The following is an 11187-nucleotide window of genomic DNA, read 5'->3' as shown; positions in this document are numbered from 1 at the left end:
CCTGCGTCGTCAGTGCCTGGTTGTTGTGCGTGGTTGCTAGTTCTTGATGGCCTGGTGTTTGCGGGCCGACAGGGATTCCGCGGTGCCGACCAGCAGCACCGAGGAGATCACGGCGACGACGAAGCCGAGCACGTTCAGCTCGAAGATGCCGCCGGTGCCGAGCACGCTCGCGATCGTGCCACCGATCACCGAGCCGGCCAGGCCGAGCAGCAGCGTGGCGAGCAGGCCGAGCTTCTGCTTGCCGGGCGTGAAGAGCCGTGCCAGCGCTCCGATGATGAGTCCGGCGACGATGAAGCCGATCATGTTCTGTGTCCTCCGAGAGCCAAGGGTGTCTGTTGTCCAGTGTCCGGCCCGGCTGAGGCCGGCGGCAGTGGAGTTCACCCTGATCGCACCCGGAGTCGACCCTGGTCGGCTATTGGGCCAGTGCCTCATAGAGTTTGCTGGTCTCCAGCAGCCGCGCGGTCCGTTCCAGCAGGTTCAGGACCGCGGTGCCGGTGCGCTGGGCGGCCCGCTCGTCGTTGCCGAGCAGGGCCTTGTATCCCGCGCGGCAGGTGGACTTCGCATCGAGGATCTCGGCGTACAGCTCGACGCCCAGTAGGTCCTTACGGACCTTCAGCATCTCCAGAGTGGCCTTCGTGCACCGCTGTAGTGTCGGACTGACCGTCTTCGCGTCGAACTGGGGCAGCAGTTGGTCGGCCAGTCCCTTCGCCACGAAGTACTCCGCGCTCGACCTCTTGTCCCGCAGATACCGCACGGCCGCGGTCCTGCGCACGTCGTCGGTGAGCCCGCAGACCGCCCACTGCGGCGGTACGACGAACACCTGCGACTTCGGCAGGTACGCCGGAAGCCCGCGATCGACGTCCGTGCTTCCGGTGCCGGCGGTTGCGGCCAGCGCCGCCTTCGACGCCTCGTCCTTGGGGCTCGCGTACGGCGCCGCGACCAGCCGGGTGGTGAAGCCCGAATCGGGAGTGACGAGTACCGAAAGGCTGCCGGTGTTCTTGACCAGCAACGACGTCAGGCTCGGGTCGGTACTGATGTCCAACTGGACGCCGTCCACATCGGACTCCGGCTGCAACGGCTCCGTGGACTTCGAGCAATCCGTCGCGGGCTTCAGCGCCGGCTGCGTCTTCGGGATGACGATCGAGGGAGTCGGTACGACGGTCGTGCCGCCGTCTCCGTCGCCCGCGCCTTCCGCACTCGAACAGGCCACCGCGGTGACCACCACCATCAATACACCAAAGGGCATAAGTGCCCGACTACATATCGTCACGATGACCCCCAACACCACCGAACTTTTCGGTCCCCACCTTCCAGTTCTCTCCCAGTCTTGCATCACGCGGAGTAGCTGGACAACGTTTCGGCCGTCTCCGCAACTCCCACCGCCCAGGATTCCGGCATTCGCGGACCCACCGACGCCCCAGACCGTCCCGGCCCCGTTACGCTGCGCGGCAGCCGCAGGGCGTCCTGATCGCGGGGGGGAATTGTCTATGGGGTGGCTTAGCCTCGCGGTGTGACTGTGCACCAGCTTTCGCGACGGGATGCTCGGCGGATCGCCGTGCGGGCGCAGGTGCTGACGAGCGAGCGGCCGGGCGATCTGTTCGACGTCGTCCGGCGGTTGGCGGCGGTGCAGTTCGATCAGACGGCCGCGGTGGCGCCGAACGCTGATCTGGTTGCGTGGAGCCGGCTCGGATCGTCGTACTCGCCGAAAGAGCTGACCGAGGCGCTGGAGACGCAAGCGCTGGTGGAGTTGCAGGGGTTCGTCCGGCCGCCCGAGAGTGTGGCGCTGTTCCGGGCCGAGATGGCGGAGTGGCCCGGGAGTGGGCCGCTGCTCGACTGGCAGGAGTACCGGCGCGACTGGGTGATGGCCAACGAGGGGTGCCGCCTGGACCTCCTCGAGCGGCTCAGACAGGACGGCCCGCTGATGATGCGCGAGCTGCCGGACACCTGCGTGGTGCCATGGAAGTCTTCCGGCTGGACCAACAATCGGAACGTGTCGCAGCTGCTCGAGTTCATGCTGCAACGCGGTGAGGTCGCGGTCGCCGGTCGCCAGGGCCGCGATCGCCTGTGGGATCTGGCCACGCGCGTCTACCCCGACGAGCCGATGATCCCGGTCGCCGAGGCGGAGCGGATTCGCGACGAGCAGCGGCTGCACGCGCTCGGCATCGCCCGACCCCGTGGTCTGGAGTACTTGGTGGAGCCTCTCGACGCCGGAGTGGCGGGGGAATGGGCCGTCGTCGACGGTGTCCGAGGCGAATGGCGCGTCCACCCGGAGCTGCTCGGCCAACCCTTCTCCGGACGTACGGCGCTGCTCTCACCACTCGACCGCTTGGTGTACGACCGCAAACGGATCGCGGACCTGTTCGAGTTCGACTACCAGCTGGAGATGTACAAGCCGGTCGCGAAGCGCAAATGGGGGTACTTCGCGCTCCCGATCCTGCACGGCGACCGGTTGGTCGGGAAGGTCGACGCCACCTCGGACCGCAAGGCCGGTGTGTTCCGGGTCGACGCGATCCACGAGGACGTGCCGTTCTCGAAGTCGCTCACCGCCGCCGTCCACCGTGAGCTGCGCGACCTCGCCCACTGGCTGCAGCTGGAGCTAATCCTCATGATGTGACCCCGGTCACATCGATGTTGACGCAAACATGAGGCATTGACGTGTCCTGATGTTTACGTGAACATCGCGGCGTGAGATCAACAGTTCGCCGTATCGCCGCCGCAGCCCTCGCTGCCACCGCCATCGCAGCTGCCATCACCGTCCAGGCCGAGGCGTCGCCCACCGCGACGCCGACCGCACCCGCACCCGCACCCGCCGCCGCCGTGCAGGCGGGCGGACCGGCCGGGACCAACGACTTCCGGGGGGTGAACTGGGCCGACCCGCGGGACAACTACGCGGACGACGAAGTGGTCCCGTCCGGACTGAGCACGACCGACGACTACCGCACGACGTACCAGAAGGCCACCGGGATCGTCGGGGAGTTCCGCAAGGAGCTGAAGGCCAACACGATCCGGCTGCCGATCAACCCGTCGAGCGTAGGGACCACCTGGTGGAGTTCCTACCGCGGGGCGATCGACGCGTCGGTCGCGAGTGGTTTCAAGGTGATCCTCAGCTACTGGGAGGCCGACAACGCCAAGGACGGGCGGGTCGACGACCCGGCCGAGTACGCCGCGATGTGGGACACCGTGGTGCAGGCCTACGGCAAGAACCCGCACGTGTACTTCGAGCCGATGAACGAGCCCTTCGGCTACTCGCTGACCGAGTGGGTGTCGCTGACCTCGACCTGGATCGCCGACCACCCCACGGTCCCGCGCAGCCGGATCGTCATCTCCGGCACCGGCTACAACGACAACGTCACCGGTGTCGGCGCGGCGCCCGAGCTGCAGGGCACGCTGCTGTCGCTGCACTTCTACGGCTTCTGGGCCTCCGACACGAACGAGGCCGCCTGGCTCGCGAACCTGCGGCCGCGGATCGGTTCGTACGGCTGGCGCACGATCATCGACGAGGCCGGTTCGCCGATGACGATCGGCCTGAACTACGGCAACCACGAGGGCAACGTCTACACGGCGTACCTCGGTGCGCTCACCCAGGTGGCGAACGAGCAGAAGATGGGCATCGTCTACTGGCCGGGCCTGCGGACCGGCGACTCGTACTCGATGACCACGCAGGTCGGCCCTAGGGATCTTCAGGTCAACAGCGAGAGCGGCCGCGCGCAGCTGTGGTGGGGCTGGGGTCTGCTGAAGACGGAGCCGACGAACACGCTGCCGCCCGCGCCGCCGGGTGAGCCCTTGCGCGGTGTGGCCAGCGGCCGGTGCGTCGACGTACCCGGCTTCTCGACCAGCCCTGGTACGGCGCTCGACCTGTGGGACTGCAACAACGGCGGGAACCAGTCGTGGAACTACACGGCGACCAAGCAGCTCACTGTGTACGCCGACAAGTGCATGACCGCCGGCACCTCAGCCACCACCATCGAGTCCTGCACCGGCGCCGCCAACCAGGCGTGGGAGCTCAACGCCGACCAGACCGTCACCAGCGTCGCCACTCCCGCCCTCTGCCTCACCGCCACGGGCACGGGCAACGGCGCCGCCGTCACCACCGCCCCTTGCAACGGCTCCAACGACCAGAAGTGGACCCGCTCCTAACTGCCTTCCTCGGACGGACCCAACCGCCGAGGACCTCGCCTGCACGGCGGGGCCCTCGCGGTGGGTGCGTTCGATGGATTGGCCCCAGGTGGTGCCGGCCAGCATGAGGACGGCGCCGAGTGCGGCCAGGGCGGTGAGGTGTTCGCCGCCGAGAAGGATGCCGATGGCAACGGCCCAGATCGGTTCGGTGCCGAGCAGGAGGCTGGCTCTGCTGGCAGACGTTCGTTGCACGGCCCAGGTCTGCGCCAGGAAGGCGAACACGCTGCAGAACAAGGCGAGATAGATCAGCTGCAGCCAGGTCGTGGTGCCGGTGATCGCCGGTAGCTGCGGTACGGCGGGTGCCGCGAAGAGCGCCGTACCGACGAGAGTCTGGACCGTGGTCACCTGCAGCGGGCGCAGGCCGGTGGTGAGGCGGCCGACGAGAGCGACGTGGCCGGCGCGGACGACGGCGGCCGCGAGCATGAGCAGGTCGCCGATGCCTGGGGTGTGCAGACCGTTGCCCGACATCAACAGGCCGACTGCGACGATGCAGACCCCGGCCGCCAGGAAGAACCGCGGCGGAACCCGGTGGCGATCCAGAAGTGGTGTGAGGACGAGCGTGAGGCTGATGATCAGTCCCGCGTTGGCCGCGGTGGTGTGCGTGACGCCGTACGTCTCGAGCACCAGAACGGCCGCCTGGGTGAGGCCGAGCAGGCCGCCGATCTTCAGTTCGTCGCGGCTGAACCGCCGGACGAAGAGGAGCAGGGCGATCGCGGAGATGCCGTAACGGACGAAGAGTACGGCCAGCACGGGCACGCTGCCGGTCGCGGTCTTGGCCGCGAGGTAGCTCGAACCCCAGACCAGGGCGACCAGCAACAGGACGAGGTCGGTACGGCGGGATCCGGGCACGGCTCAACGGTGACGGTTCCCGACGTTGTAGCCAAGGACCACTTTCTAAACCAACCTTGTAGAGCGCCTACAGTGTGAAGATGGACGAACGGCAGCTACGGGTACTGAGGGAAGTCGGTGAGCTGGGGAGTGTGACCGCGGCCGCGGACGCGTTGCTGGTCACGCCGTCGGCGATCTCGCAGCAGTTGCGGTTGTTGCAGCGATCGATCCCGGTCCCGCTGACCGAACGCGACGGCCGGCGGGTGGTTCTCACCGCGGCCGGGCGGGCGCTCGCCGGCGCGGCGGCCGACGTGGAGTCGGCGCTCGCCCGCGCTCGGCACACCGTCGACGAGTTCGTCGAGCAGCCCGATGGTTCAGTCTCCGTCGCCGCCTTCCACAGCGCCGCCGCGACGTTCTTTCCGTTGCTGTTGAAGGCCGAGGCCGCGCCGCAACTCAGCCTGCACGACGAGGATGTGCCGCAGGACGAGTTTCCACCGCTGACCCGCGAGTACGACCTCGTGCTGGCGCATCGCCTCGATCACGGTGCCGCCTGGCCGCGCACGGTCGCAGTCACCCCGCTGCTGCATGAGCCGCTGGACGTCGCCGTACCCGCCGGCCATCCGCTGGCGGCCAAGCGATCGCTGACCCCGCGCGACGTCGCCCGCGAACCGTGGATCACCGTGCATGACGGGTTCCCGCTGATGGCGACGATCGAGGCGATCGGCGCTGCCGCCAACCAGCGCTTGGACTTGGTCCACCGGGTCAACGAGTTCACCGTCGTCACCGAACTCGTCGCTGCCGGCGCGGGCATCGCCCTGATCCCGCGCTGGACCGCCCGCCGCCACCCAGCCGTCGTACTCCGTCCGCTCCGCGGAGTTCACGCCCGCCGGCACATCGACGTACTCCACCGCCCCGAACGAACCGCCCGCCAAGCCGTCCGCACCACGCTCACGAACCTCCGATCCGCCGCCGCAACCATCAGAGCCTGAGAGTCACCGCCCGGAGATCCTGCGGTTCAGCGAGAACAGGCGGCCGAGCACCGGCATCAGCACGATGTTCAGCCCATGCAGTACGCCGATGACGAGCAGGATGCCGCCGATCCGGCCGGCCTCGAAGGCGACCTGGGCGGGCAGTACGCCGAGACCCCAGTTCTCCCGTGGTTCGAAGCTGACGGTGAACAAGATGTAGGCGGCGAAGATCAGGTAGTACACGATGTCGGTCAGCACGATGTAGCTCTTGCCGGTCTGCGGATTGTCGTGGAAGACATCCGCCGCGTACGCGCGGCCGAACCGTTTGATGAACGGCCCGAGCCAGAGCGCCAGCCCGATCAGCAGGACGTCGGTGAACAGCTCGAGGATCCACCAGTCGATCACCAGGTGACCGTTCGCCGCCCGCGGCGTGACGAGCAGAACGATTGCCGTCAGCAACAAGATGCTGACCACCAGTCCGAGCGCTGCCCGGGTGATCCGGCGGCGCCGGATCCGGTCGTCGGCGATGCTGCCGAGGACGCGCTCGAACAGGTCGGGTGCAGGTGGCCGGGTCGCCGCCGGGTCCAGAGCGTCGTACAGGCGGCGCTCGACCTCGGACGGCTCGTCGCCGGGAGTGCTGGGTCGCTGGGTCATCCCTGGACCTCCAGATCGGTTTTCAGCGCGCGCAGGCCGCGTTGCAGGTGGGTCTTGACCGAGTTCGGCGACAGGCCGAGGGTGTCGGCGATATCGGCGATCGACAGTTCGAGGTAGTAGCGCAGGACGACACAGTCCCGCTGGCGCCGGGGGAGTGCGCGCAGGGCCGCGATGACCGCTTGCCGGCTTTCGCTCTCGGTCGCGTGGTCCTCGGCCGAGCGGTCGTCGGGCTCGGCCGGCAGGCGGTGCCGCAGCGAGACCAGGCCGCGGCGGTTGTGGTCGCGGGCCAGGTTGATCACGATCGAGCGCAGGTATGCAGCCGCCCGGTCCTGGTCGTGGATCCGGTGGTGGTTGCGGGCCAGGCGCAGGAACGCCTCCTGGACGAGATCCTCGGCCGCGGTCCGGTCGTCGACGAACCAGCGGGCGAGCTGGACCAGGCGCGCGGCCTCGGTCCGGAACAAGGCGATCACCAGCGCGTCCGCATCCGGTCGCACCCCGTCGGCGGACAGCTCCGCAGCCGCATCCATAGCCCCCATCACCCCTACGGACGAGTGACCCGCCGAACCGGGTGACAGGCGGACGGAAGTGTTTTCGCTGTCACCCGCGCCGCGGCGGTGGCTCGTCTGTCGTAGTGATCCGTGCTCCCAGCATGGACGTCAAGGGGGAGAGATGACAGTACGAGTGCTGACCACGACGGCGGCCGGACTCGGGCTCGGAGTGGGCTGGGGGATCGCAGCCCGGGGCTGGATGCGGCTGATCTCCACCGAGCCCGAGTTCAGCTGGACCGGGACCGCGATGATCCTCGCGCTGACCGGTGTCTCCGGCCTGGTCCTCGGTCTGCTCAACGGCCTCCGCCGTACCGGCCGGTCACGGTGGTGGCGGGTGCTGGCGATCTTGTGTCTGCCGACGTTCGCCAGCCCGGGGATGATCTTTCTCCCCGCGTTCCTGCTCGGTGGTCTGCTCTACCTGCCGCACCTCTGGGCGCGGCTGGCCGGCGTCGCCGGGATCGCGCTCTCCCAGGCCGGACTGTGGGTCACCACCCGAGACGACCCGGTCAATCCGTGGGTGCTCCACGGCGGCTTTCTGGTCCTCTCGCTGACCCTGGCGGCCGGGGCCGCGGAGCTCTACCGGCCGAGTGGATCAGGCGAAGCCGCCGTTGCTGAGCAGGAGTTGGCCGTTGATCCATTCGCCGCGCGGTGAGCAGAGGAACTCGACCAGGTTGGCGGTGTCCTCCGGCGTACCGAGCCGGCCGAGCGGGGTCTGCTTGATGCCGCTGGCCCGGATCTCGTCGTTCATCCAGCCGGTGTCGATCGGGCCGGGGTTGACTACGTTGGCGCTGACTCCGAGGTGTGACAGTTCGTGCGCGGCGGCCAGGGTGATCCTGTCCAGGGCGCCCTTGCTCGCGCCGTACGGAAGGTTGTTGACTGTGTGATCGCTGGTCAGCGCGATGATCCGGCCGGTGCCCCGCGGTCCGGTGAAGCGGCGCCCGAACTCGCGGATCAGCAGCCAGGTCGCCCTGGCGTTCACCGCGAAATGGCGGTCGAAGCTCTCGACGGTCGTGTCGAGAATGCTGGAGTCGACCGATTCGCAGTGGCACATCACCAACGCCGTGACGTTGCCCAGCTGCTCCTCGGCCGTGGCGAAGATCCGCTCCGGCGCCGCCGGGTCGACCAGGTCCGCCTCGATCGGGACCGCGGTCGCGCCGAGCGCGGTGAGCTCCTTGGTGATCTCGGCGGTCGCTCCGGACTCGACGCCCCAGTCCATCCGGTCGTCGTACGCCGTCCAGTAGGTGAACGCGATGTCCCACCCGGACGCCGCGAGCCGGCGGGCCAGGCCGGCACCGATACCGACGGTGCGGCCGACACCGGTGACGAGGGCGACGGGACGATCTGAGGTGGGGAAAGTCATCCCCCGATCCTGCTGGCCCAGGCCGTCATCGGGCAACTGGATTCCGGGCCTCACCTGGCAGGTACTCGCGGCCCGCGGCAACGATCAGCGGCGGACCGACGGCGCGGGCCTCGGGTTTGGCGGTCGTACGCTCGATCGCGCAGGCGGTCAGCAAGTACTGCGTCGCCGCGGCTCTGCTCCATCCTGAGCTGCGCGCCAACCCGTGGCACCGAACGCTCCGCCGTTTCGACCCGGTCACTCTGCGTGGATGATGTGGGCGTCCGGCCCGGGGAAGAACAGTGACTCGCTGTCGGTGTCGCTCCAGTGCACCAGGTAGGGCGGTGCACCGTTCGGGTCGTGCACCTCGACGATCTCGCCCTGCCGCCGGTGCGCGCTCACATGGTTGCCCTCAACAACAACCTGGTCACCCGCCGCCGCCTTCATCGCTCCCACCCGCTCACGCCGTTCATCACATCGCCCCATCACCACCGAGAGGGTGACGCCTGCCCGCCACCCGGGATCACCCCCAGCTTTACCCCGGAACCCCGGCCCGCACCACCCCTCAGTGAATGTCGGTGGCTCAGCGGGGGAGGGTGATGGTGGCGGTTGTTCCGCCGGTGGGGGAGGGGGTGAGGGTGATGGTGCCTTGGTGGGCTCGGGTGATTTCGAGGGCTATGGACAGGCCCAGTCCGGAACCGCCGCTGGCGCGGGCGCGGCTGGTGTCCAGGCGGACGAAGCGCTCGAAGACGCGGAGGCGGTCGGCCTCGGGGATCCCGTCGCCGTCGTCGGCCACGGTGATCACGGCTGACCCGTTCTGCTCGGCCGTGGTGACGTGGACGGTGCTGTGGGCGGCGCGGGCGGCGTTGTCGACCAGGTTCCGGAGCACCTGACTGAGCCGGGCCGGATCCCCGACCACGCGGACGGGGTGGACCTCGCCCGTCACGGCGAGATCGGGTGCAGAGCTCCGCAGACGCTGGATCTCCGCCGCGACCAGGTCGTCGAGGTCGACGTCCGTACGCCGCATCCGCAACCCGGCGTCGTCCGCTTTCGCCAGCAGGAGCAGATCCTCGACGAGCTGTCGCATCCGGTCGGTCTCGGCCTCCATCACCTGATGCAGTTCCTGCCAGGCCCGGCCGGTGGTGTCCGCCTCCACAACCTCCAACGCCGCGGTCAACGTGGCCAACGGTGACCGCAGCTCATGACTGGCGTCCGACACGAACCGCCGCTGCATGGCCTGCCCGGTCTGCAGCCGATCGAGCATCTCGTTCATCGTCGTCGCGAGTCGCGCGATCTCGTCCCGCGTCGGAGGAACCGGGACCCGCTCACTCAGCTCTCCCGACCCGATTCCCTGCACCCGCGCGCGGATCCGCTCGACAGGTCCCAGCGCCTGCCCGACCAGCAACCAACCCGCGACCCCGACCACGACCAGCAGCACCGGGAACCCGACCAGCAGGTACTTCGTGACCGTGGCGACCGTCTCCCGCTGCGTCTCCACCGACGACGCGACGACCACGGTGTACGTCTGCCCGCCGTACGCGGCACCCTGCGCGACGATGAGGTACTCGTGGTCGTCGTCGATCAGCGGCATCTCGCCGACGTCGGCTCGCTCGAGCACCCCCGGCGCGGGACGCAGGTCCGTCAGCGCCTTGTCGTCGACCCTCGCCGACGACGCCGCGACCACCCGCCCGGACGCGTCCAGCACCTGGATCAGCTGGCTCGGCCGCGTCGACTCGGTCAGGTCCCGCGCCAGTCCCGACGTACCCTCCTCGGTCACCTGCCCCGCCAGGTCGCCCGCCCGCCCGTCGGCCGCGTCCGAGACCCCAGTGATCAGCGCGCGCTGCAGGAGCAGCAACAGGACCGCGGCCCCGAGCGCCAGCGCCGCGGCCACGACGACCACCGCCGCCGCGGTAGACCTGCTCCGCACACTCGCCCGCCGCAGCTCACCGCTCACCCTGCTCCACGCCGCCACCGGACGCGCTCCTTTCCGGCGCACGAGGCTCACCCGCCACCGGTCCTCTCAGCGACCATCTTCCCAGGTCCCGGGTGAGGTAGGCACCGGTCGCCACCAAGCTCAACCACGTCGCCGCCAGCAGCCACCCGGCGAGTACGTCGGTGGCCCAGTGGTAGCCGAGGTAGATCCGGCTGGCCCCGATCCCCACGCTGAGCAGTACGGCGACCGCCGTACCGGCAATTCGCCAGCCGATCCCGGCCCGCCACAGCAGCGCAGCCAACATCAGCAGAAACACGGCCGAGTTCAACGTGTGCCCGGACGGGAACGAGTAGGTGGTGTCCGCGCTGCCCAGCGTATAGACGGCCCCCGGCCGCGGTCGCCCGACCAGTAGTTTCACCCCGTAGGTGAGAGCCCCCGAGCCGGCCATCGCGACGGACAGGAGCACGGCCGGCCGGAGACTCCTGGTCACGCGCCAAAGCAGCACGGCGGCGATCAGCGTGAGCACCACCAAGACTGGTACGTCGCCCAGGAAGGTCAGCGTCCGAGCCACGTCGGTCAGCCGCACAGTGCGAAGCCCGACCACGTCCTGGGTGAAATCGAGGTCGTGCGCGGCCAGTCCGTCGGACTCACTCGCCGAATCGGCCAGCCCGGCGACCGCCACAGCGCCTCCGGCTGCGATCAGCAGACCGGGCGCCACTGGTAGCAACCGTCGAAGGGTCACCG

At 69.0% G+C, this 11187-nt stretch carries 13 protein-coding genes and 1 pseudogene; 4 read left to right on the top strand and 10 right to left on the bottom strand.

Annotated features, from left to right (window positions below):
• Window positions 1-36: 36 nt before the first annotated feature.
• Entirely contained in the window at window positions 37-303 is a 267-nt protein-coding gene (locus AB0E63_RS35100) for a hypothetical protein (RefSeq protein WP_360375728.1), read from the bottom strand.
• Window positions 304-412: 109 nt separating this feature from the next.
• Complete coding sequence (locus AB0E63_RS35095; protein WP_360375726.1) at window positions 413-1228, bottom strand: hypothetical protein; 816 nt, start codon at window positions 1226-1228, stop codon at window positions 413-415.
• Window positions 1229-1510: 282 nt separating this feature from the next.
• Between AB0E63_RS35095 and AB0E63_RS35090 the strand changes: the two genes are divergently transcribed.
• Together AB0E63_RS35090 and AB0E63_RS35085 are read left to right on the top strand one after the other, a co-directional pair.
• Complete coding sequence (locus tag AB0E63_RS35090; RefSeq protein WP_360375724.1) at window positions 1511-2614, top strand: crosslink repair DNA glycosylase YcaQ family protein; 1104 nt, start codon at window positions 1511-1513, stop codon at window positions 2612-2614.
• A gap of 71 nt (window positions 2615-2685) precedes the next feature.
• Window positions 2686-4137, top strand: coding sequence for a ricin-type beta-trefoil lectin domain protein (locus tag AB0E63_RS35085; protein WP_360375722.1), 1452 nt, complete (start codon window positions 2686-2688; stop codon window positions 4135-4137).
• A 102-nt stretch (window positions 4138-4239) separates the two neighbouring features.
• Here AB0E63_RS35085 and AB0E63_RS35080 read toward each other — a convergent pair.
• Window positions 4240-5025, bottom strand: a pseudogene (locus tag AB0E63_RS35080) (DMT family transporter); the annotation flags it as partial.
• Between the two features lie 80 nt (window positions 5026-5105).
• On the opposite strand from AB0E63_RS35080, the gene AB0E63_RS35075 reads away from it, so the two are divergent.
• Window positions 5106-5993 (top strand): LysR family transcriptional regulator, encoded by an 888-nt coding sequence (locus AB0E63_RS35075; protein ID WP_360375720.1) that lies wholly within the window; start codon window positions 5106-5108, stop codon window positions 5991-5993.
• 3 nt (window positions 5994-5996) lie between these two features.
• Here the strand turns inward: AB0E63_RS35075 and AB0E63_RS35070 are convergent, their stop codons facing one another.
• Together AB0E63_RS35070 and AB0E63_RS35065 are read right to left on the bottom strand one after the other, a co-directional pair.
• Window positions 5997-6626 carry a hypothetical protein gene (locus AB0E63_RS35070; RefSeq protein ID WP_360375718.1) on the bottom strand — a complete coding sequence of 210 codons (630 nt, stop codon included), beginning with the start codon at window positions 6624-6626 and terminating at the stop codon, window positions 5997-5999.
• Complete coding sequence (locus AB0E63_RS35065) at window positions 6623-7153, bottom strand: SigE family RNA polymerase sigma factor (protein ID WP_360375716.1); 531 nt, start codon at window positions 7151-7153, stop codon at window positions 6623-6625. Before AB0E63_RS35065 ends, AB0E63_RS35070 begins: the two co-directional genes overlap by 4 nt.
• 142 nt (window positions 7154-7295) lie before the next feature.
• Between AB0E63_RS35065 and AB0E63_RS35060 the strand changes: the two genes are divergently transcribed.
• Window positions 7296-7826: a hypothetical protein gene (locus AB0E63_RS35060; RefSeq protein WP_360375714.1), complete on the top strand. Its 531-nt coding sequence runs from the start codon at window positions 7296-7298 to the stop codon at window positions 7824-7826.
• Here the strand turns inward: AB0E63_RS35060 and AB0E63_RS35055 are convergent.
• The 5 genes from AB0E63_RS35055 to AB0E63_RS35035 all read right to left on the bottom strand — a co-directional run bounded on the left by AB0E63_RS35055 (window position 7767) and on the right by AB0E63_RS35035 (window position 11185).
• On the bottom strand, window positions 7767-8534 hold the full coding sequence (locus AB0E63_RS35055) for an SDR family oxidoreductase (RefSeq protein WP_360375712.1): 768 nt from the start codon (window positions 8532-8534) through the stop codon (window positions 7767-7769). The two genes, AB0E63_RS35060 and AB0E63_RS35055, sit on opposite strands and share 60 nt — an antisense overlap.
• Before the next feature lie 25 nt (window positions 8535-8559).
• Window positions 8560-8733, bottom strand: a complete 174-nt coding sequence (locus tag AB0E63_RS35050; RefSeq protein ID WP_360375710.1) for a hypothetical protein — start codon at window positions 8731-8733, stop codon at window positions 8560-8562.
• A 35-nt stretch (window positions 8734-8768) separates the two neighbouring features.
• Window positions 8769-8957 (bottom strand): DUF1918 domain-containing protein, encoded by a 189-nt coding sequence (locus tag AB0E63_RS35045; RefSeq protein WP_360375708.1) that lies wholly within the window; start codon window positions 8955-8957, stop codon window positions 8769-8771.
• A 136-nt stretch (window positions 8958-9093) separates the two neighbouring features.
• A complete protein-coding gene (locus AB0E63_RS35040; RefSeq protein ID WP_360375706.1) occupies window positions 9094-10482 on the bottom strand; it encodes a HAMP domain-containing sensor histidine kinase in 1389 nt (462 codons plus the stop codon).
• Window positions 10454-11185 carry a phosphatase PAP2 family protein gene (locus AB0E63_RS35035; protein ID WP_360375704.1) on the bottom strand — a complete coding sequence of 244 codons (732 nt, stop codon included), beginning with the start codon at window positions 11183-11185 and terminating at the stop codon, window positions 10454-10456. The genes AB0E63_RS35040 and AB0E63_RS35035 overlap by 29 nt, the downstream gene beginning before the upstream one ends.
• Window positions 11186-11187 lie beyond the last annotated feature (2 nt).

This window comes from Kribbella sp. NPDC026596, from assembly GCF_040638415.1.
In the GTDB taxonomy this organism is placed as follows: Bacteria; Actinomycetota; Actinomycetes; order Propionibacteriales; family Kribbellaceae; genus Kribbella.
This window is presented reverse-complemented; position numbering and strand designations above follow the sequence as displayed.

Excerpts from the sequence above, each read along its gene's own strand:
- AB0E63_RS35095 (WP_360375726.1), bottom strand. The coding sequence starts at position 1,228 with ATGGTGGTGGTCACCGCGGTGGCCTGTTCGAGTGCGGAAGGCGCGGGC.
- AB0E63_RS35070 (WP_360375718.1), bottom strand. The coding sequence starts at position 6,626 with ATGACCCAGCGACCCAGCACTCCCGGCGACGAGCCGTCCGAGGTCGAG.
- AB0E63_RS35100 (WP_360375728.1), bottom strand. The coding sequence starts at position 303 with ATGATCGGCTTCATCGTCGCCGGACTCATCATCGGAGCGCTGGCACGG.
- AB0E63_RS35060 (WP_360375714.1), top strand. The coding sequence starts at position 7,296 with ATGACAGTACGAGTGCTGACCACGACGGCGGCCGGACTCGGGCTCGGA.
- AB0E63_RS35055 (WP_360375712.1), bottom strand. The coding sequence starts at position 8,534 with ATGACTTTCCCCACCTCAGATCGTCCCGTCGCCCTCGTCACCGGTGTC.
- AB0E63_RS35045 (WP_360375708.1), bottom strand. The coding sequence starts at position 8,957 with ATGAAGGCGGCGGCGGGTGACCAGGTTGTTGTTGAGGGCAACCATGTG.
- AB0E63_RS35065 (WP_360375716.1), bottom strand. The coding sequence starts at position 7,153 with ATGGATGCGGCTGCGGAGCTGTCCGCCGACGGGGTGCGACCGGATGCG.
- AB0E63_RS35075 (WP_360375720.1), top strand. The coding sequence starts at position 5,106 with ATGGACGAACGGCAGCTACGGGTACTGAGGGAAGTCGGTGAGCTGGGG.